This window comes from Dyella sp., from assembly GCF_036568765.1.
GTDB lineage: Bacteria > Pseudomonadota > Gammaproteobacteria > Xanthomonadales > Rhodanobacteraceae > GSA-30.
In genome coordinates this window covers 1-20,802 of the sequence record NZ_DATCRY010000318.1, presented here as the reverse complement: position 1 = coordinate 20,802, position 20,802 = coordinate 1, and the positions used below count along the sequence as shown (strand labels likewise).

The following is a 20,802-nucleotide window of genomic DNA, read 5'->3' as shown; positions in this document are numbered from 1 at the left end:
GATTAGCGCGACGGCAATAGACGACCAACGTGTCGAGCTTCTTTCCACCTGGGTCGCCCCATGGGCGCGCGGACAGGGCATTGCCGATGCGCTAGTGAATGAAGTCCGAAGGTGGGCAAACGATCAAGGGTGCGTAAATGTCGTTCTAGGGGTGTACCCCTCCAATAGCCATGCGATAAGACTCTATGAGCGTGCCGGATTTGTGGTTGAGCCATCTGCGGGCGACAAGAGCGAAGAATTACGCATGGTTCACGTCGCCTCAACCCCGTCGAATGAGCGTGCGCATCGTCATTAGGACCTCGAAAGCCTGCCAACCGACCGAATAGAGCGAAAGCGGATCCTATCGTTGTGGGAGCGACTTCAGTCGCGACAAGGACTTGCGATAAGGCACGATCGTCGCGACGAAAGTCGCTCCCACAGAAAAGCAGATTTTTTCGAGGTTTCCATTACTGGATCAGGAAGAGGGCATAACCGACGATCTGTATTTGGGCACACGCAGCAGAGCTGGCAGCCTGAAGAAGAGTTGATATGGTAATCCCTTGATCCCCCTTTCGATCACCGCACCACCAAGCTGTAGTGCGCTTCTGCTTCGTGTTCAACCATCGACTTCTCCCTGCCTTCGGCGTGAAACCACGCTTCGGCTCCGAGCCTGCTGGAATGAGAAAATCCCAACACAGCGTGTTGAAACAAAGCGCATTACCGTGTTTGATCAACTCAGCAGATCCTTCCCACTTATCAGCTCGAAATATCTGTCCGAACTACCCGAGCCACCTCTCTTCAAGCGTTGTGTATTCGCTCTTAATCGAAACGAATGCTTCATTTGGGTTATCAGTGGCCCCGCACCGCTGAAGGCAAAGCTTCCGGATCTCATCCTTGACGAACCGGCAGCACAGTTAGTCGCTCCCGTTCGCGTGAGCGCCGAGCGATTCGGCCGGGTCGACAAGATCTATGTGTCCACCCAAGCGGACCAAGTCATCAGCCCCGCTTTCCAGGCGCAAATGATCCCGCGCACTCCGGTGCGAAAAGTGGTCTCGCTTCAGACCGGTCACCTGCCCTTTCTGACGGATATCGATGGCATGTCGCAGGCGATCGAGAACGCTACGGCCTGAAGCCCTGCACGCTCGATTGGCACGCGGCGGCGGGACCACTCTGAAAAAGTGGGCCCGCCGTAACTTTTGGAAATAGGGCCTGGGGTCGGAAGCGAAACGTCCCTTTCCCTGAGATCGCGGCGCATCGAGCGACCCAGCTCCGCAAAACACAAAGTTCTATATATTCAAAGTATTATAATCAATCGCAGGATTTTGCGTTTCCAAAGTCCCTTATTCTGCAAAACTCTGGATCAGATATAACAAAAATAAAGCGTGTCACGGTTCTCTTTTTAAGCAATTGCCTCTGTATACAGCTACAATCGCCTTGCACAGCAAAAAACAAGCGGCACAGGGATCGATGCTCCGCAGGCCTGTTATTGGCGTCACGCATTGCGCCTGCGGCTCATCGCAAAAAGACAGGGGAACACCTATGCGTTATGGAACCGTACGGTCGCCAGCGGCGATCCGTGTCTTGCGCGCGACGGCTCATGGAGGCTACACGCCATGATCGACGTCGAATTCAAGATTACTGCCGAGCGGCGCGAAGGCTTGCTGGTCGAGCTCGGGCGCATCGTCATCAATTGTGGTTACACGCTGTTACGCCCACGCACCGCGACCAGTGGCGAAGGCGTATTGGTGACATTGGCTGTCCGTGGGCCGGAGCGAAATCTTTCTGCATTGAGCGAGCAACTGAGCACGCACCCGCTCGCGCAAAGCTTCGAGTCGGCGGTGCTCGGCGGCAAGGCCAGCGCACCTCAGGTCAATGCCGCGCAAAAGCCCAGGCCGGCGGCACGACCCGATGAGGCCTATGCGCGCGAAGTCGAAGCTCTGCTACCCGAACTTGCGCGCCATTTTCCGAAAGTGCTGCCGCTGGTGGTGGGCTTCGAGCGCGAAATTTCGCCCGAATACCTCGATGAGGCTTCCCGCTATGCCGGTACGCGCCTGGGCGCGTGGATGTTCAAGCGCGATTACTCGCTGGGGGCACGCCTGAATCTCGCCGACTCCGTCAAGCAGATCGCTCTTCCCGCCATGCGCAGCCTGCGTTCGTGCGAGCTTGTCGACGGCAAGCTGATCGTCAAGGACAGCCCTTTTTGCGGCAACGGCCTGCATCACGGCAAGAGTTGCCACTTTCTGCGCGGTTGCCTGGAAGGGCTGCTCAACGAACCGGGACATCTGGGCAGCTTCGACGTCGAGGAAGCCGCTTGCCGCAATCTCGGTGCGGCGCGATGCATCTTTACGTTTACACCGGTCGATTAACGACGAGCGATATCACCAGGTCTTCAGGGGGACCTATGAACGAACACATGATTCATTGCGAACTCGATCCACTGCTCGCCGCATTGTCTTACGCGGTATCGGTGCTGGGTTCGTTTACTGCACTGCAATTGGCTATCGCGATTCCTGCGGCACCTGCAGGAGCCGCGCGCACCAAGGCCGTTATTGCGGCAGGCGCGGCGATGGGCGGCGGAGCGATCTGGGCCATGCATTTCATTGCCATGCTCGCATGCAGGATGCCGATCCCGGTGACCTACGATATAGGCCTTACGGTGCTCTCGGCGATTATCGGCATCGGCGCTTGCACCATTGGCCTGGCCATCGTCGGCAATGGCCTGTTTACGCCCTTGAAGCTCACAGGTGCCGGCCTGCTGATGGGCGTCGGCGTCGCCGGTATGCACTACACCGGTATGAGTGCCATGCAGATGCCGGCGACTCTTAGCTACGACATGAACATTGTCGCCATCTCGGTCGCCATTGCTGTCATCGCATCGATAGCCGCTCTCTGGTTGGCCTTCAGAATGCGCGGTACTTTACCCATGCTAGCCAGCGCGCTGGTGATGGGCGTGGCCGTGAGCGGCATGCATTACACTGGCATGGAGGCAGCGAAGATCCAGCACGCCGGCGGCCAGACAGCTGCGACGGGTATCGCCAGTGGCGATTTCGGTATCGCGATTTTCCTCATCGTGGCGTTGCTGCTGGGTGTGGTGCTGATGATTACCTTGAAGCGGCAACAGCAGCGGGCGCAGATTCAGATCTGATCGCGGCGCCCTTGCTTGCTCGCCTTCAGGGACGACTTCAGGGAACCTCTAAAAACTGGCTCTTCTGTGGGAGCGACTTTCGTCGCGACAATCGTGCCTCGCCGCAAGTCCTTGTCGCGACTGAAGTCGCTCCCACAACGATAGGATCCGTTTTCGCTATGTCCAAGTCATTGACAGGTTTTTAGAGGCTCCCTTCAGTCGCGACTGAAGGATGGTTCGAATCGTTCGCGCGGCTTTTGCGTGCGGGGTTGCCCCCTCACCCCAGCCCCCGGCGAAGCCAGGGGAGAGGGAGCGAATTACGCAACCGCCCGATACGCCTCAGCCCCGACGTGCGGCCAGAAACCGACTATTGCGTAACAGCCCTGCCGAAACCAGCGACACCAGCACCCCGACCGGGAAGATCTCCACGAACGTCATCGGCAGTCGGAACAGCGGATTCGCGTACTGGATCTTGAACGCTTCCATGTCGGCGCTGAGCTTGGCCAGCCTCTCGGCGCTTGCACCTTTGGCTTTTTCGCTTGCGACGATCGCCTGGGCATAGGAGCTGGCGAAGTCCATGTGCGTCATCGCCTGCACGGCTTCCCACGCGATCACATAGAAGATGCCGGCGATGAAGCTGATGCCCAGGCCCACCCCGAGCGCCTGCCAGAAGCCGATGACCCCGCCCCGATCTACATCCCGGTGCCGCTTGATCCCGACGAAAACCGCGCTCAGTGCGATCAGCATCGTCGTATAGCCGATCAGCATGCCGTACTTCATCGGCGGCATACCCGAAAACGCGACGAAGGTGACGAACTCGAACCCGCCGACGATCAGGCCGGCGATCGTGCCGTATTTCAGGACGGTCCGTAACACGGTGCTACTCCTTTCATGGTGTTGGAGCCGCTATTGCCCGCGATTCGACGCTCTCGGGCAATCGCCCGAAAGGGTGATTCAGGGCGATTCACCCCAAATGACCAGGGGTCAGGGCACGATCCCCAGCTCGCGTGCCCGGCGGATCGCCTCGGTGCGTCGTTTCGCGCCCAGTTTCTCGAACACTCGCGCCACGTGCGTCTTGATCGTGTTCGGGGAAACGTGGAGGCGTGCCGCGATTTCCTTGTTGGAGTGTCCGGCCGCCAGTTCGTGCAGCACCTCCAGTTCGCGGTCGCTCAGACCCAGCGCTGCCTGCGCCTTTGGATTCCCGTCGAAGGGAGGTGCTGCCGGGGAGGCGAAGACCCGCACGCCCAGGACGATGCCGAGCGCCAGGAAGACCGCCGCGACCAGGAATATATAAATATCGCCCGAGTGCATTCGCGCCAGGCGCTGGTAGTCGAGCCATTGCAAGCCGAGCGTACCTGCCGCCAGCAAGGCCCCATAGCCGACCACCCGCTTCCACATCGCCGCCTCCGCTCGCCCTGCGCCCCAATATCTTAACGCCGGCCCGCAAACGGCATGAATACGTATGCGAAGCGGGTTCTATCGCCCTTCTTGAGCGTTTTTGCCTACTCGCGGCGGATATATTGGCATGAGGGGTCCTGACAAAAGACGAAAGCTCGGGGGCACGATGAATCAGCGCTTCGGAATCACCGCCGTCATGACGGCTGCCTTGCTGTGCACCTCAGTGGCGAACAGTGCGCATGCGTCGGCACCGGACGATGTGCCTCCCGTGACTACGAACCCTTCCGAATCGCTTGCAGCGCTACGGGCTCGCCCTGCCGAAGGCGAAGTCATTTACCTGATCATGCCGGACCGATTCGCAAACGGCGACCCGGGCAACGACCGTGGCGCGCGGACCGGCGATCGCTCGATCACCGGTTTCGACCCCACCGACAAAGCGTTCTATCACGGAGGCGATCTCAAGGGCCTTGTTTCAAAGCTCGACTATATCCAGGGTTTGGGAGCGACAGCGATCTGGCTCACCCCGGTCTTCGGCAACAAGGCGGTACAGGAGACCGATGGCGCCATGTCCGCCGGCTACCATGGCTATTGGCCATTGGATTTCACGGACATCGATCCGCATCTGGGCACCCGGGCCGACTACAAAGCCTTCGTAGATGCGGCGCATGCGCGTGGTATCAAGGTCTATTTCGACATCGTGGTGAACCACACCGCCGATGTCATCAAGTATCGCCAATGCCAAGGTCGCGCTTGCACTTATCGCTCTCGTGCCGATTTTCCTTACACGCGGAACGCGTCCACAGGGAAACCGTTCAACCAGGGGTTTCTGGGGGATCGGGCTCCTTTCCTCACCACGGGCAACTTCGCCAGGCTGACAAATCCGGGTTACGCATACACGCCCTACGTGCCTGCGTCCGAACTGCATGCAAAGAAACCGGATTGGCTTAACGACCCGATCTACTATCACAACCGAGGCGAGTCGACCTTCAAGGGCGAAAGCTCCCAGTTTGGCGACTTCATGGGACTCGATGACGTATTTACCGAAAACCCGCGCGTATTGCAGGGCTTTATCGAGATCTATGGAAAGTGGATCGACGACTACGGCATCGACGGTTTTCGGATCGATACGGCACGCCATGTCAATCCGGAATTCTGGCAAGCGTTCGTCCCGGCCATGCTGGCGCGGGCCAAAGCGAAGGGCATCCCGAACTTTCATATCTTCGGCGAAGTGATGGAGTTCGAGCCGGGAGAGCTGGCACGTAGCACGCGGATCGCCGGCCTACCGGCGGTGAACGATTTCGCGCTTCAGTCGGCCCTCGTCGACGCCATCGCAAAGGATGGGCCGACCTCAAGCATCGCCCATGTATTCGAACAGGACGTGCTTTACGCCCATGGCGAGGCGACTGCCGCGAATCTGGTGACGCTAACCGGAAACCACGATGTCATGCGCTTCGCCAGAGCTGTACGCGAAGCAAGGCCCCATGCGTCGCTCGACGAGGTCATGCGCCGCGTACGGTTGGCCTATGCCGTCATTCTGTTCTCACGTGGCGTCCCCGCGATCTACTACGGCGACGAACAGGGTTTTACGGGGATGGGAGATATCGACCAGGATTCCCGCGAAGACATGTTCCCGACGCAAGTCCCCAGCTTTCGATCGGAACCGCTGCTTGGCTCGGTAGCGAACGAGGGCCAAGATCATTTCGATACCCATCATCCGCTTTATCGAAGCATCGCAAGCATGCTGCGGATTCGCGCCAGCGAGGAAGCGCTTCAGCGGGGTCGGCAGATAGCGCGCGCATCGGCAGAAGAGCCGGGGCTGCTGGCGATTTCTCGTTTCTCGTCGTCAGGAGAGGAAGTCCTGGTCGTCTTCAATACGAGCCTGGCGCCAGTGTCAGGTCGAGTCATCGTGGAACCGGGCTCCCGACAATGGACGCCGTTGCACGGCGCATGCCAACCCGATAGCGCTGCAACCGGCAGTTATGCGGTCAATGTGCCGGCGCTCGACTTTGTCATATGCAAAGCAGCACAGCGATGACCGCACATGACTTTTTATAAGTCAAATACTTAAATTCAAGCTCAAGGCAGACTCGGCGGCCAAACCGGCGGCATGCGGCCATACCTACTAAGCTTATAGTTGACAAATGTAACGGCAGGTCTATGCTCTACTAAGACTCTAGTAAGTAGGTATGCATGACGATGAAGATCTCGCTGACCGACCGGGAAGCCGACGTCATTCAAGTGCTGTGGGATCACGGGCCTTCGCTGGTCGCCGAGGTCCGCGAGCGTCTGAAGGACGAACTGGCGTATACGACCGTGCTCACGGTACTTCGCACGCTTGAGGCCAAGGGCTATGTCGCTCATGAAGAAGAAGGTCGGGGACACCGGTACTACGCCACCATCAAGCAGCAGACCGCACAGAAAAATGCGCTGCAGCATCTGACGAACAAGCTCTTCAAAGGCTCGGCCGAACTGCTTCTGACGCATCTGGTAACCGATCAAAAGCTTAGCAAGGAACAAATCGCGCGGATGCGCCAGTTGCTGGCCGAACGACTGGATAAGGAGAAGCCATGATGCTGCCCTGGATGGCCTATGCGGTGCTGACCTCCCTGCTCCTCAGCATGGCCGCCGCCATCGGCGCGCACGCGGCCAGGCAACGCCGATGGGCAACGCGCTGGGCCTGGCTCGCAGCCATGGTGCTGTCGGTCGTTCTTCCTGTGGCGATCGCTTTTGTTTCGATCCAGGTTCCGCCGGCTCTCCGCGCCACCGCGCAGGCCGACACAGTGACACTGCGCAGCGCCACCACGATTCCTATGCCCACGGTCATGTTCGATCTGGACGCCATGGGCGAGAGCTCGATCGATTCGCCCATCGATACATGGATCGAACGCGTCTGGCTGATGCTGTCCGTATCGCTGTTCGCCCTGTTCGCCGTTACGACTGGCTCGCTTCATCGGCGGAAACGTCATTGGGAGGCGGGGACTCTGTGCGGCACCGAAGTGCTTTTCTCGCCAGACGTCGGCCCTGCGGTCATTGGCGCCCTGCGTCCACAAATCGTCGTGCCGACATGGGTTGCACGATCCCCCGCCGCACAACAGCGTCACGTGATAGCGCATGAAAGCGCCCATATTCGAGCCCGCGATCCACACATTCTCGCTCTCGCGCTCACTCTGGTCGTGCTAGTGCCATGGAACGTCGCGCTGTGGTGGCAGTTTTACCGGCTGCGACGCGCTGTCGAAGTGGATTGCGACGCGCGCGTCCTGCAAGGCGGCAACAATCTGCATGAGTACTGCGAAACCCTCATCGAAGTAGGACAGCATCGCTCGACGCATAGGGGCGTAGCTGCCGGGATGTCCGAATCGGTGTCGTTCCTCGAACAAAGGATCAGGCTTATGCTTCTGAAGCCAAAAAAATGGGCGCGTGTCTGGGCGCTCGGCCTGGCCTGTCTGTCCGTCGGCGTCGTGGCCGTCGCGGCGCAAGTCACTCCGCCGGGCGCTGCCGCCAAAGGAGCCGGAAAAACGGTCGCGTTAAGTCCGGATATGCTCGATCGTTATATGGGTTACTACAAGGTCAGCGAGCTATCGACCATCGCCATCGACCGCAGCGGCGATCATCTGGTGCTTCGTATAAGCGGCCAGGTCGCTTTCAAAGGCCCGTTGAACCTGTTCCCGCGGAGCGATAGCGAGTTCTTCGTCCAGGGAATAAATGCGACGGTCGACTTCTTCAAAGATGCCGATGGATATACCAAGGCGCTCGTCGGAAACGTCGATGGACGCCGCGCCGTAACGGCAGATCGCGTCACCAAGGCCATCGCCGATCGGATCGACGGCGCGTTGGCCAAACGGGTAGCCGACCAGAAGCCGTTTCCCGGCAGCGAAAAAGCACTTCAGCTCTTGCTGAGCGATCCTGACGAGAACACTGGCATGAGCGCGGATCTTGTACGGGTACGCGCGGAGCAGAAACCGTTCCGCGAGAAGTATCTGGAGAAGCTCGGACCCGTCCTGTCCTACAAGTTTGCCGGCGTTAACGATGTCGGCTGGGATCGCTATGTCGTCGCGCATCGCGACGGCACCGAAGACATCTTTCTTCTGCTGGATAACAACGGAACAATTGTCAGCGCCTATCGCCATCCCGTGAACAGCTGACGAGAAGCGAACCCGCTCGCGTCACGTGCTTTTCTGTAAGCGCGGCTTCAGGGAACCTCTAAAAACCTGTCAATGACTTGGACACAGCGAAAACAGATCCTATCGTTGTGGGAGCGACTTCAGTCGCGACAAGGACTTGCGATAAGGCACGATCGTCGCGACGAAAGTCGCTCCCACAGAAGAGCCAGTTTTTAGAGGTTTCCTTTCAGCCGCGACAGGCCGTGACGTTCCTGGGTGTCGCGGCTGAAGCCGCTCCTACAAGATAGATGCCTTCGAAGATTTCTCTCTGCCTGAACTTCGATCGGCACTGCCCGGCAAGACAGTATTTTTTTTGCGACAATTCCGGCTTGCTCGACATTACGCCACGTAATGCGAGTTCTCGTAGCGCCCGGAATCACTATCATGCACGTTGCAAAAATCAAAGCCGGTCGGGAGAAATCCGCCCTGCATCGTCATCCCTGGCTGTTTTCCGGCGCGCTGATGCCGCTGGCGGGGACGCCTGCATCCGGAGAGACCGTCAAGGTATTGGACAGCAACGGCCGCTTTCTTGGCTGGGCGGCCTGGAGCGGCGAGTCGCAGATCCGGCTCCGTTTCTGGAGCTTCGACGAACGCGAGACGATCGACCGGGATTTTTTCCACCGCCGCTTGAGCCGGGCTATCCAGCTTCGCGCCGGCATGCATGCCGCAAGCGATGCGATGCGCCTGGTCCATGGCGAATCCGATGGCCTGCCCGGATTGATCGTCGACCGGTATGGCGATGTCCTTGTCTTGCAGTTGCTCTCGGCCGGTCCGGAAGCTTGGCGCGATGTGCTTTGCGACGAGCTCGAAGCGCTTACCGGCGTGCGTGCCATCTATGAACGCTCCGATGCCGATGTGCGGGAACTGGAAGGATTGCCGCAACGCAGCGGCCTGTTGCGCGGTGACATGCCGACGGACACAGATATCGTCGAACATGGCCTTCGCTATCGGGTCAATGTCGCCGCCGGGCAAAAAACCGGGTTTTATCTCGACCAGCGCGCCAATCGGCAACGCATCGGCGAGCTTGCGCGCGGAGCGGACGTACTGAACTGCTTCTGCTACACGGGCGGCTTTTCGCTGGCCGCTCTTCGTGGCGGAGCGAAATCGGTGTTATCGGTAGACAGCTCGGGCGATGCTCTCGAGGCCGCGCGCATCAACTTGAGCTTGAATGACCTGCCCGGCGACCGCGCGGAATGGGTGGAAGCCGATGTCTTCCAGTATTTGCGCTTGTTGCGCGACAAAGGACGCAGCTACGACGTGATCGTACTCGACCCGCCGAAATTCGCCCCGACGGCGCAGCACGTGGAGCGCGCATCGCGCGCCTACAAGGACATCAACCTCTGGGCTATGAAGTTGCTACGACCGGGCGGCTATCTGGCGACTTTCACCTGTTCCGGCGGCATGAGCGCTGACTTGTTCCAGAAAGTGGTAGCAAGCAGTGCCTGGGATGCCAAGGCCGATATGCAGTCGATCGGGCGGTTTACCGCCGATGTCGATCACCCGGTGTCCGTGAATTTCCCGGAAGGCGATTACCTGAAGGGATTGCTCTTGCGAAAAGTTTAAGCATGGCCGAGCACGATGGCGGCCATCGCCAGGGCGTCGATAGCGCCAACCAGGAAAAGCTTCCGGGGTCGGCAAGGCGACACGGTACCGACTCAGCTCGGTAGCCGAGCCAACTTGACCGACCTCTCGCCGCCACGCACGATTGGCCAGCAGACAGCGGTCGCCTGTGCCGCTTTCGCCCGCAGGCGGCATGTCGGTCGCCGACGGACTGGCTGGAATGTTTCAGGGGGAAACAGCACAGGCTACGTCGCGTCTTGTGGCTCCTATGGCGTCTTTATCGGCTGCGATAACGGTAAATGCCGGCCAACGCATACCGTGAAGCAGGAGACGACGGGCAAGGAATCCGCTCCCGGGACCTAAATCTCGTACCGGCAGGCATATGGCCGGCTGCGCATTCATCGTCCGCGTACCCGAGACCCTGGTCCGCGCGGGTTCCCGATATATTTGGCATCCAGGCACGACTGCGCCGACAAAGGTATCGACATGGAAGCGCACGAAATCCGCTACGCGCTGGCGGTGTATCGCAATCTCAATTTCACCCGCGCCGCCGCGCAATGCTTCGTTACGACGCCGGCGCTTTCGCGCGGCCTGCGCAAACTGGAAGACGAACTGGGCTCTCCCTTGTTCGAACGCGATACGCATGGCGTGAAGATCACCGCATTCGGCAAGTTGATGCGTCCGCACCTGGAGCAGATCGCCGACGGCATGGCGGCGGCGCGTGCCGCGAGCAAGCAATTCCTGGTGATGGAAGAGGCCCCGCTCAAGGTGGGCGTGATGTGCACTATCGGACCGGCACGGTTTCTGGGCTTTCTCGGCGAGTTCCGGCAGCACTGCCCGGGCTGCCAGATCCAGCTCTCGGATAATGGCGTAGCCAGCCTGACTCAGCAGTTGCTCGATGGCACAGTGGATCTGGCGGTCATGGCATTCCCGGCCGGCAAGGATGCGCGTTTCGATACGCAGGCGCTTTATCGCGAGCGGTTTTGCGTAGCGGTACCGGCGGGGCATCCCTTCGGTGGACGCGAGAGCATCCCTTTGGCCGAAGCGGTGCAGGAACCGCATCTGCTACGCGACAGTTGCGAGTATCAAGGCAACTGGCTCCATGAAATCGAGCAGCGGGGGCTCAGCTTGCCGGTGGCGTTTCGCAGCGAGCGCGAAGATTGGATCCAGACAATGATCGCCGGCGGCTTTGGCGTTTCATTCCTGCCTGAGTATTCGCCGTTGATGCCGGGTATCCAGTTACGGCCTTTCAGCGATCAGACGATCGAGCGCGAGGTGAGCCTGGTGCATTTGGCCGGGAAAGGATTGGGTGAATCGGCCAAACGGTTCGTGGAATTTGCCGCTGGATGGGTTTGGGATTGAGAGGCATTCCCTCGCCCCGGCCCAGGCAGATACGAAGCACTCAGGCTTGCCTCACTCGGCTCCCTCTCCCCTGGCTTCGCCAGGAGAGAGGGTTTGAAGAGGAGGCTCTTCCCGCGCTTACTTCGTCGGATACAGGGCATCATGCAACTTCCGCCCCGCTTGCGCCGTCGCTTCCTTGGCCGCTGGCGTATCGGCCAGCGCATTAAGCATTACGAAGTCATGGATCGTGCCCAGATAGCGCGTGGCGGTGACGTCGACGCCGGCCTCCATCAACTTGTGCGCATACGCTTCGCCTTCGTCGCGTAGTACGTCGTTCTCGTCGGTAATCACCAGCGCGGACGGCAAGCCCTTCAACTGCTCGATGCTCGCATTGAGCGGTGTCACCAAGGGATTCTTGCGCTCGGCCGGATTCGGCACATAGGCATTCCAGAACCACTCCATCGCTGGCTTGGTCAACCACGGGCCCTGCGCAAACTGGCGATAGGAACCGTTATCGAAGTTGGCGTCGGTGACCGGATAGAACAGCACCTGGTAGACAAACTTCGGGCCGCCGCGCTGCTTGGCCATCAGCGTTACCGCGGCGGCCATATTGCCACCGACGCTATCGCCGGCAATGGCAAGGCGGCTGCCATCGATGCCGTGCTCGGCACCATGCCGGACGATCCATTCGGCCGTAGCGTAGGCCTGTTCGTTCTGGATCGGAAACTTTGCTTCCGGCGCACGCGGATAGTTGACGAACACGACGGCGGCACGTGCGTCGACCGACAACTGGCGCACCAGACGGTCATGGGTATTCTCGCTGCCCAACACCCAACCGGCGCCATGGGTGTAGAGCACGGCCGGAAGCTGCCCTGTCACGCCGGCGGGGCGGATAACGGTGACAGAGACGGCGTTGCCCTTGGCATCCTTGAAGCTCAGATCCTGCTTGTCGACGGCGGCCTTGGCAACCTGTCCGGACTGGGCGTCTTCGAGCACCTGCCGCGCTTGCGGCACCGCAAGCTTGTAGATCGGCTCGCCGCCCTTGGCAGCCAACGCATCGATAAAAGACTGGGTGGAAGGCTCCAGTTCGCCCGCGGCAGCGTGCATGGAGAGGGCCAGGCCCAGGGCGGCGGTCAGGATCTTGAGCTTGTTCATGGCGATTTCCTCGTCAACGTGTGGTTTGGGGAGCCAGGCGTCCTGGCTTGACCGACACTTTAGAAACCACGGTTTCTTCGAGGAATTTCTATTTTCGCAACGGCTGTTGCGCGCCGTGCAACGCCGCCCTTTTAACCGCCCGGATCCCGATGGACGGCCATGTAGCCGGCGTCGGAAAAGTGCACGACGGAGCGGCGCTGTGCCTGCATAGCCTCGGCAGTGTCCAGCGACGCGCCGATACGCCTGGCCACGTCGGCGAGGCCTACGGGGTTATTGCCGCGCCGTTTCTGCCGGCCGGAGAAACGCCAGTGGTTGTAGCGCGACCACGACAGGAAGACTGTGACGCACACCAGCGCCGAGTACAGCACGATGTCCAGGTCGCCGCTGCTCTGGAGCGGATGGCCCAGGTTGAGTTGCACATAGATATCGCCCAATCCCACCGCCCAGGCCAGCGCGGTAAGCAACGGCACCCACAACGAAGCCCAGGCGATCCAGGCTATCACCGTGATCACGCCGAACAGCGCGCGTTGCAGAGGACGCTGCCGCTCCGGCCGTTGAATGACGATGGCTTCGGCTTTCATCGGACACCTCGATCGGGACTGACCCAGACCGCGCGCGTGCCTTTGCGCTTGAGCAAGGCTTTGGGCAGCGCGACGATGGATGTGGCGGTGTTGAGTATCCAATACACCAACGGGTACCAGATCATCCAGTAATAATTGCGGCCGATGCGCGTTTCATAACGCCGATCTACCAGCAGGCTGATCAGGAATTGCAGCAGGCAAATCACGCCGAGCACCACGCCGTGCCATTCCGGCAACAAGCTATCGACGCGCAAGGCTGGCGGCAGCGCGATCATGTGGCCGAGCAGCCACAGCGTCACGATCACCGCCATGTCGTACGACCACAGCAGGCTGGTCAGGTATTCCGCAGCCACCGGCCACATGCGGCGCTGGCGCCAGCGCATCAATCGCAGGCCATAGCGCAGCAACACTTCCGAACCACCCTGGGCCCAGCGCAGACGCTGCTTCCACAGGCCGCGCAAGGTTTCGGGCATGAGGATCCAGCACAGCGCATTGGGCTCGTAACGAATTTCCCAATGACGCATCTGCAAGCGCCAGCTGACGTCGATATCTTCGGTCACCATATCGGTGTTCCAGTAACCGATGTCGTGCAGCGCACTCTTGCGGAACCCGGCGATCACGCCAGAGATGGTGAAGATGCGGCCGTACACGCGCTGTGCGCGCTTGATCAGGCCGATGATCGAGGAGAACTCGCCCACCTGCAGCTTGCCCAGCAAGGTGGAGCGATTACGGATGCGCGGATTGCCGGTGACCGCGGCCACGCGCGGGCTTTCGAGCATGTGCATCACCAGCCACTGCGTTGCATAGCTATCGAGCAGCGCATCGCCATCGACGCAGACCAGGAATTCCGCACGCGACGCCAGTGCCGCGGCGCGCAGCCCCATCGCCTTGCCTTGATTGCTGGCCAGATGAATCACTCGCAGTTTCGGATATTGCTCCAGCAACTGATCGAGCTGCTCGCCGGTGTCGTCGGTAGAGCCGTCGTTGACGGCGATGATTTCGAAGTCCGGGTAGATCTGACCGGCAAGGTGCGCGATGGTCTCACGCACCTGCTCGCCTTCGTTGTGGCAAGGTACCACCAGCGTGACCATCGGATAGGAACCCATCGCCGGCGGCTTGACGCGCTGCGGCTCCTTGCGTTCCCAGCGCAGAAAATAGATCACGCCGCCGCTCATCCAGATCAACGACATGATCAGCGGGTAGAAAAAGGCGAAATCGAGCAGGGCGTGCTGGAAGCTGCCGTTCATCGTCATTTCGCCGGATACGGGTAATCGGAGATCGAAATCGACGGACGGATTGCCTCACGCTTCGGATGATCCTTGATGAAATCGTCGGGGTAATAGCCCACATGGCGCACGCCAGCGGCTTGCAGCTGACGCGTACGCTCGATGACAAGTTCGTCGGGAATGGGTTGCCTGGTTTGCCAGTCGTAGGTCGCCAGCTCGAACAGCGTGTGCTCCAGCGCGCCGGGCGTGGCGGCAACCTGCGCGATCAGACGCCGATACCAGCCTTCGCTATCCGGCTGTTTGTCCAGCTGCGGCATCGCCATGACGGCGGTCATGTCGTAACCGGCGAGGAAAGCCGGCAGGCTCTGCGCGAACCAGGCCTCGGCCTTCGGGTCGAGGATGGGCGCGGCAAAGATATTTCGTGCGGTGAGCACTTGCGGCCGCCAGCGCTTGACGCGCTCGGTCAGCACATGGGTGAAATCGATCATCGCAGCCGTGCGCTGCGCTGGCGATTTGTCGGCCCAGGGGCCAAGGTTGTCGCTGTCGCGCACGATGGCATCGTCGGAGAACAACAGGCCGGCAGCATCGGCGTGCTGGGCCAGGTCCTCGTAGACGTCGCCGATCTTTTGCTGGACGCGCGCATCCCAGGGCGCCAGCCGATAGACGTCGCCATGCGCGCCGCCCTTACCCCAGCCCAGCGCGGGAAGACCCGGCGCATCCGGGAAGCGGAAGGCCAGCACCGGCAACCATGCATAGACGCGTACGCCGGCGCGGGTGCGCAATTGCCATGCGACACGCGAGAACAGATCCGCGCGCATGGGCAGGTGACGGTTCGGAAAGTACACCGCTTCGGCCACGCCCGTGCCATTGGGATCGGCATACGCCTGCAGCCATACCTGGCTGGGCTGCAGGCGTTTGATGCGATCGAGCAGCGCCGAAAGATTGCGCTCTTGCTGTGCCGGATCCGGATCGTAGACATAGTCCAGATCCACCTGCACCGTACGCACGGGATCGATGCGCGCCTGATGGCGCAGCAACCAGCCCAGCCGATTGGCGGTGATATTGCCGCTGACCAGCAAGCGCGGAACGGTGCGGCCGGGCTGTAGTGTCGGCAACGTATCGCCCAGGCTCATCGATACCGGCATGCCTTCGTCAGCTGCGATCTTCGTGGCCACACGGGTATAGGCACCGTAGGGCCAGACGATGGCACGCGGATGCTTGCCGGTGTGCTCGGCGATTTCGTCCGCGCTGTGGCGTAGGTCCGCGCGGATGCGTGCCGTGTAATCGGCTTCGCTTTCGTAGCCACTGGATGTGTTGCGCAATGTCACCGCAGCGGGCATCGAGTTGCCCTGCGGATTGCCCTGGATGCCTTCATGCATCGCCCAGGTATGCGAGGCGAACTCGACCAGGCCGGAATGCTGCATCTCCCGCACCTGATCCCAGCTCAGGAAACAATCGCGGGTGCAGGCAATGCCGCCGTTGTAAGGCATGGTCTTGCCAGCAGGAAGATCGATCCACGAACCCACCAGCGCCGCCACCGCCGGATAGTCATACGCACGCAGCAAGGGATAAACGCGCGTGTAGAAACTTTCCAGGCCATCGTCGAAGGTCAGCAGCACGGCATCCTTGGGCAAGGGCCGTACGCCCTGCTCGGCCTTGAGCACATCGTCCAGGCTCACGATGCGATAGCCGTTAGCCTTGAGCCAATCGAAATGCGAAATCAGGTGATCGGTGCTGATCGCATCCGGATCGCGGTCGCCGAGCGGATTCACATCGTCGCGCACATCGTGATAGGCCAGCACGATCAACGCCGGGCGTACAGGCACTTTCGGTGCGGCCTGCACGGTTGCGGCCATGGACAACAGGAGCAAAGCAAGCAGGCGACGCATCGGTCACTCTCCCCAATGCATCGTCAAGTCGAGCACGACGCGCGATTCGCGCCGGCCGTCGTAAGGCTGGTTGTGCCAGGCCAGGCCCCAACCGAAGCGCAAACCGAACTGCGGCTGGAAATACTGGCCGTAGCGCGCACTGAACATCCAGTCCGACGCATAGCCGCGCTCGTTATAACGGCCCACCGCCACATCGATGCGCTGTGTCCAGTTGCGTGCGTAATACTGGCTGAGCAGGTTCTCCAGGCGACCGGTAAGCGCATAGGAACGATCGCTGGAAGGGTTGAAATACGGGCGATCGATCAAGCTATTGCGGGAGCCGCCGAGTTCCACGCCACCGTCGAAGCTCAGGTTCGGTGCCGTGTGCAGGCGCTGCAGGAAACTAAAGTTCCAACCCTTGCGCAGGTTGCCGTCGGTGAAACGATCGCGGTAGAGGCTCAAGCGGGCCGATTGCAGTTCGTCGCGACGCCATTGCACGGCCGCGCCGAGCGTCTTGCCGGTGATGCCGTAGTACTGCGCACGCAGCGGTACATCGTCGCCCGCCGTGCTCCAGTCGGCTGCCACCGACCAATGATCGCTGACCGCCCAGTTGGCACCGGTTTCCAATGCGGTACGTCCGACATACTTGTCGACCGATGGCAGGGCCTGCACGTAGAACTCCAGGCCGCGTGCATAGCCGCGCAACCCCAGGCCGAGGCGGTCTCGCCGCACATCGCCTTCGGGCAACGCCGCCGAATCGCTGCGCGCCAAGGCAAGTACGCGCCAGTGATCGTCGAGCAACGGACTGGCCAGGGTCGCCTGGGTTTCCTGGTCGCGGTCGCCGAAATCGGGTGCGTTACCGCGTCCCTGGTCGTGTGCGATATCGAACTGCCAGCCGCGCGTGCGCTCCCAGCTATCGCGCGCATTGATGACGCGGGCGCTGCGATCGCTTATGGCTTCGGCGTCGGCAATATCCGCTTCGACTTTGTCGTATGCGTAGAGTGCGCGATGGGCCTCGGCTTCGCCGAGATCGGCGCCGATGTCGCGTTCGTCGAGCGTGCCGGCTATCGCCAGGGTCTGTACGGCTTGGCGCGGCCAGCCTCGCGCGAGCTCGGCCAGGCCCAGTTCGCGGCGCAATGCGGCATTGGCCGGCGCTTCGGCGCTGAGCTTGCGCAGGCGTTCGTAGGCTTGCTCGGTCATGCCTACGTATTGGCGCAGATCCGCCGCGTTGGTGTCGGCATCGACCTTGCGCGGATTCCGCATGGCACCGCGCACGCCCGGCACTTGCCGCCACATCGGCTCGCTCGCCGCGAGTTTATCGATGATGTCCAGCGCCTTGCGCGCCTCGCCGGCATCGAGATAGGCATACATCAGACCGATGCGCGGGTCCGTTTCGGCGCCATCGTAGGGGCCCGGATCCTGCGCGATGCTGTCTTCGTACAAGGCCGCCGCTTCGCGCGGACGATGTTTCTGCTGCAGGGCATCGGCCACGGCGCGCTCCACATAGGCGGGCAGCCGTGTGCCGGCGCGCTTGAGCGACTCGTATTCCACCAGGGCCTCGGCCGGACGGCCGGCCTGATCCAGTGCGACGATCAGGTCGAGGCGGGCGCGGGCGCGTACATCCGCTGGCGTGGCCGGGTCGTCGATCAATTGGCGTGCGGCCGCCACGGCGCGATCGGCTTCGGCGTAGGGCTGACGTGGGTCAGCCGGCTCACCGTTTGCCCAACGGATCAGCCGCGAGGCGGCATCCGCCTGTAGCTCGGCATGCTGGACTGCGTCCGGTGGCGGGTCGAGCCGCTCGGCCAGTTCCTTCGCGCGCATCGATGCGCCCAAGTCGGAAAGCAAACGCACTTGCAGTTCGCGTGCATCGCGATCGGCCGGCCAGCGCGCCAATACCTGCTGGCAGAGCGCCAACGCATCGACACGATGGCCGGCGTCGCGCTCGGCGCGCGCGCGTGCCAACAGGCCATCGCGCTCAGCGAGCCCATCGGTCGCGCGTGCGACATTTATGCCGTGCAGCGTCATCGCCATGGCCAGTGCCATCCATGCGCGTCGCCGATGTGAAGCCGTCTGCATGCCTTATCCGATGCTTTGCCCGCCCTACGCGCGACGGGAGGTGAGTTGGACGCAATCGACACGGCCCGAGGGCAATGCCGATCGTCTGGTAAGGAACACAGTGAGCAAGCTCTATGCCAAGGAATTCCCCCTTTTATGCACGCCGGCACCGCGAGGCGCGGCGTGAACGCCGCGTCAGAGACTTATGGGTCGCTAGCCTGCGGAGGGAAATGTCGGCAATTCGTCGATATGCGGCTTGCCGCATGTGATGCATATCACATTTAAGTAGCTTGGCTTTTACGTGCGAGGCTTACCTCTTCTTCCCCGGCAGAGCCAAGGGAAAGGGAGCGTCACTTCCACCGTCTTGTAAGAGCGACTTCAGGGGACCTCTTAAAACCCCTTCCTACTCGTCATCCCAGGCGAACGCCGGATCCAATGCCTGGGCGCTTAATGCATTAGAGGCGCCGTCCCCTCAGCGCGAAGCCCCCGATAAAAACTTGCTTTCTGTGGGAGCGACTTCAGTCGCGACAACCGTGCCTCACCGCAAGTCCTTGTCGCGACTGAAGTCGCTCCCACAACGATAGGATCCGCTTTCGCTATGTTCGGGCGATTGCGAGGTTTTTAGAGGTTCCCTGAAGTCGTTCTTACAAGACAGGTGGGGCTGCGTTGGGGGTCGTGGGAACCACGACCCCGTGATCGACGCCGTCGCTAGGCGCATGGGCCCTCCGTGTGAGGACGACACCATGCATCTGCCAGCTCGCGCAGGAAATACAGCGTGAGCGACAAGCCATCGACAGTGCGCGTGTCAAACAGGTGGGAGTGAACACCTGCTTGCCGTCGCGCGCCATCGCGTTCGGCCACGCCCTGCGCCATGACCCGCACAACGGCGAACATCGCGCAATTCAATTGAGCGAGTCGTTGATCCGTGGGGTGAGCGCGGAGTTTGGAGCCGGAGATTGCCTCACGATGATTCTTGAGGCGTGCGTATGTCGTAAGATCGCTGATAGCCATCATCAACTCGTAGTGTTGGTTGTGGTCAGCGGGTCGTGTGGGGTCCTACGCCCATGCGGCCCGCGCTCTAAAGCTGCTTGGTGCAGCTACGTCGTTCGCATGCAGAGGTTCAATCCGGTCATGCGAACGACGGAGAAAACATGCCATACACGTGGCCGCTTGTCGCACGATGTTTTTCGATCGTCACACCGATTTTTTCGAATAGTGCAATCGAACCATCAGGCACGCGCGGCTTGCTGCAGATAGGCGCGAAGCATGTCGTGCAGTTCGGCAAGATAGCTCTGCCCCGCATCGCTTTCCGCGAACGCCAACGTGGTGACGTTTTTCAGCACAGCAATCAGTACGGGCGTCATCGCCTCGGCTTTGTCGGGCATCAATGCGGGCATGGCCGTCAACAATACGTTGGCCATGCCATCGCGCATCGCCGCGCGAAATGCCAGTCGGCGACTACCCTCGCGCGCATCCAGAATCACCAGCACGAACTGGCGCTTGTCCTGCAGGGCGAGCATGAACTGCACCAATCTTTCAGCCAGCGTCGCGCTGTCCATACCGGCTGCGCGCTCGCGCAACTCGGTCAACGCCGCCACGACCTGCTGCGCGTAGCGATCCAACAGCGCATCGGCAAGGACCTCCTTGGAAGGAAAGAAGCGGTAGAGCGAACCGATGGCGGTGTCGGCCCGTGCGGCGATCTCGGTCATGGTCGCTGCCTGATAGCCCTTTTCGGCGAACACCTCGGCGCCCGCGTCCAGGATGGCGGCGACACGCAGGTGACCGCGCTCGCGCTTGGGCGCGCGCGCCGGCTCGGCAGGGTTGGAATTTGACTTTTGCGAGGGCATCCTCAACAATCCGTTTTGCGAAGGCACCCTCGCATACTATCCCGGCATCGCTGGTGGAGCCAGCACCGGCACACCTTCTCCCGCTTCGGACTATCTCCATGAGCGCCCAGGATCTCTCTGGCACGACGCCACCACGGCCCACCCTGACTTGGTTGGCCCTGATTGCCCTCTCTCTACTCTTTGGCGGCGCCCTGCTGGCGCTGCATCTGCCCGCCGCGCTGCTGCTGGGCCCTATGCTCGCGGGGATCGCTGTGGCAGGCATCCGCGGCGGCATCGAGGTGCCCCCTGCCGCCTTCGTGCTATCGCAAAGCCTGGTCGGGTGCATGATCGCCCGCGCGCTGCCGTTGTCGATCGTCGGCGAAATCGGGCGTCACTGGCCGTTGTTTATCATTGGTGTGCTGGCGGTGATCGCCGCCAGCGGCGTGCTTGGCTGGGTATTGGCACGTCTGCGCGTGCTGCCGGGCACGGCAGCTCTTTGGGGGTCGAGCCCCGGTGCCGCCACCGCCAT

The 20,802-nt window shown here is 61.1% G+C and carries 18 protein-coding genes; 10 read left to right on the top strand and 8 right to left on the bottom strand.

Going from position 1 to position 20,802, the window contains the following annotated elements:
* From VIM98_RS20070 to VIM98_RS20055, 4 genes are all read left to right on the top strand, one after another.
* Nucleotides 1-295 (top strand): GNAT family N-acetyltransferase (locus VIM98_RS20070; protein WP_331994875.1); only part of this gene is annotated, 295 nt, incomplete at its 5' end.
* A 406-nt stretch (nucleotides 296-701) separates the two neighbouring features.
* Nucleotides 702-1,109 (top strand): hypothetical protein, encoded by a 408-nt coding sequence (locus VIM98_RS20065; protein WP_331994874.1) that lies wholly within the window; start codon nucleotides 702-704, stop codon nucleotides 1,107-1,109.
* A gap of 483 nt (nucleotides 1,110-1,592) precedes the next feature.
* Nucleotides 1,593-2,345, top strand: coding sequence for a 4-vinyl reductase (locus VIM98_RS20060; RefSeq protein ID WP_331994873.1), 753 nt, complete (start codon nucleotides 1,593-1,595; stop codon nucleotides 2,343-2,345).
* Nucleotides 2,346-2,380: 35 nt separating this feature from the next.
* Nucleotides 2,381-3,124 carry an MHYT domain-containing protein gene (locus VIM98_RS20055; RefSeq protein WP_331994872.1) on the top strand — a complete coding sequence of 248 codons (744 nt, stop codon included), beginning with the start codon at nucleotides 2,381-2,383 and terminating at the stop codon, nucleotides 3,122-3,124.
* A gap of 318 nt (nucleotides 3,125-3,442) precedes the next feature.
* Here VIM98_RS20055 and VIM98_RS20050 read toward each other — a convergent pair whose 3' ends face one another.
* Both VIM98_RS20050 and VIM98_RS20045 read right to left on the bottom strand, forming a co-directional pair.
* Entirely contained in the window at nucleotides 3,443-3,979 is a 537-nt protein-coding gene (locus tag VIM98_RS20050; RefSeq protein ID WP_331994871.1) for a DUF4199 domain-containing protein, read from the bottom strand.
* Nucleotides 3,980-4,087: 108 nt separating this feature from the next.
* Nucleotides 4,088-4,501 (bottom strand): response regulator transcription factor, encoded by a 414-nt coding sequence (locus VIM98_RS20045; protein ID WP_331994870.1) that lies wholly within the window; start codon nucleotides 4,499-4,501, stop codon nucleotides 4,088-4,090.
* A gap of 166 nt (nucleotides 4,502-4,667) precedes the next feature.
* Here VIM98_RS20045 and VIM98_RS20040 point away from each other — a divergent pair, with 166 nt between their 5' ends.
* The 5 genes from VIM98_RS20040 to VIM98_RS20020 all read left to right on the top strand — a co-directional run bounded on the left by VIM98_RS20040 (nucleotide 4,668) and on the right by VIM98_RS20020 (nucleotide 11,583).
* Complete coding sequence (locus tag VIM98_RS20040; protein WP_331994869.1) at nucleotides 4,668-6,536, top strand: alpha-amylase family glycosyl hydrolase; 1,869 nt, start codon at nucleotides 4,668-4,670, stop codon at nucleotides 6,534-6,536.
* Between the two features lie 155 nt (nucleotides 6,537-6,691).
* Nucleotides 6,692-7,072 carry a BlaI/MecI/CopY family transcriptional regulator gene (locus tag VIM98_RS20035; RefSeq protein ID WP_331994868.1) on the top strand — a complete coding sequence of 127 codons (381 nt, stop codon included), beginning with the start codon at nucleotides 6,692-6,694 and terminating at the stop codon, nucleotides 7,070-7,072.
* Nucleotides 7,069-8,643, top strand: a complete 1,575-nt coding sequence (locus VIM98_RS20030; RefSeq protein WP_331994867.1) for a M56 family metallopeptidase — start codon at nucleotides 7,069-7,071, stop codon at nucleotides 8,641-8,643. Before VIM98_RS20035 ends, VIM98_RS20030 begins: the two co-directional genes overlap by 4 nt.
* A 402-nt stretch (nucleotides 8,644-9,045) precedes the next feature.
* The gene (locus VIM98_RS20025; RefSeq protein ID WP_331994866.1) at nucleotides 9,046-10,224 is read left to right on the top strand and encodes a class I SAM-dependent rRNA methyltransferase; all 1,179 of its coding nucleotides are present in this window, start codon (nucleotides 9,046-9,048) and stop codon (nucleotides 10,222-10,224) included.
* A gap of 483 nt (nucleotides 10,225-10,707) precedes the next feature.
* A complete protein-coding gene (locus tag VIM98_RS20020; RefSeq protein ID WP_331994865.1) occupies nucleotides 10,708-11,583 on the top strand; it encodes a LysR family transcriptional regulator in 876 nt (291 codons plus the stop codon).
* Nucleotides 11,584-11,700: 117 nt separating this feature from the next.
* Here VIM98_RS20020 and VIM98_RS20015 read toward each other — a convergent pair whose 3' ends face one another.
* The 6 genes from VIM98_RS20015 to VIM98_RS19990 form a co-directional block, all read right to left on the bottom strand.
* Nucleotides 11,701-12,717: an alpha/beta hydrolase gene (locus VIM98_RS20015; protein ID WP_331994864.1), complete on the bottom strand. Its 1,017-nt coding sequence runs from the start codon at nucleotides 12,715-12,717 to the stop codon at nucleotides 11,701-11,703.
* Between the two features lie 131 nt (nucleotides 12,718-12,848).
* Complete coding sequence (gene pgaD / locus VIM98_RS20010) at nucleotides 12,849-13,298, bottom strand: poly-beta-1,6-N-acetyl-D-glucosamine biosynthesis protein PgaD (RefSeq protein ID WP_331994863.1); 450 nt, start codon at nucleotides 13,296-13,298, stop codon at nucleotides 12,849-12,851.
* On the bottom strand, nucleotides 13,295-14,545 hold the full coding sequence (gene pgaC / locus VIM98_RS20005; RefSeq protein WP_331994862.1) for a poly-beta-1,6-N-acetyl-D-glucosamine synthase: 1,251 nt from the start codon (nucleotides 14,543-14,545) through the stop codon (nucleotides 13,295-13,297). Before pgaC ends, pgaD begins: the two co-directional genes overlap by 4 nt.
* A 2-nt stretch (nucleotides 14,546-14,547) precedes the next feature.
* On the bottom strand, nucleotides 14,548-16,413 hold the full coding sequence (pgaB, locus tag VIM98_RS20000) for a poly-beta-1,6-N-acetyl-D-glucosamine N-deacetylase PgaB (RefSeq protein WP_331994861.1): 1,866 nt from the start codon (nucleotides 16,411-16,413) through the stop codon (nucleotides 14,548-14,550).
* A 3-nt stretch (nucleotides 16,414-16,416) separates the two neighbouring features.
* A complete protein-coding gene (pgaA, locus tag VIM98_RS19995) occupies nucleotides 16,417-18,468 on the bottom strand; it encodes a poly-beta-1,6 N-acetyl-D-glucosamine export porin PgaA (protein ID WP_331994860.1) in 2,052 nt (683 codons plus the stop codon).
* 1,208 nt (nucleotides 18,469-19,676) lie between these two features.
* Nucleotides 19,677-20,294 (bottom strand): helix-turn-helix domain-containing protein, encoded by a 618-nt coding sequence (locus VIM98_RS19990; RefSeq protein ID WP_331994859.1) that lies wholly within the window; start codon nucleotides 20,292-20,294, stop codon nucleotides 19,677-19,679.
* A gap of 98 nt (nucleotides 20,295-20,392) precedes the next feature.
* Between VIM98_RS19990 and VIM98_RS19985 the strand changes: the two genes are divergently transcribed.
* Nucleotides 20,393-20,802, top strand: a 410-nt coding sequence (locus VIM98_RS19985) for an AbrB family transcriptional regulator (protein WP_331994858.1), incomplete at its 3' end; no start/stop codon positions are given.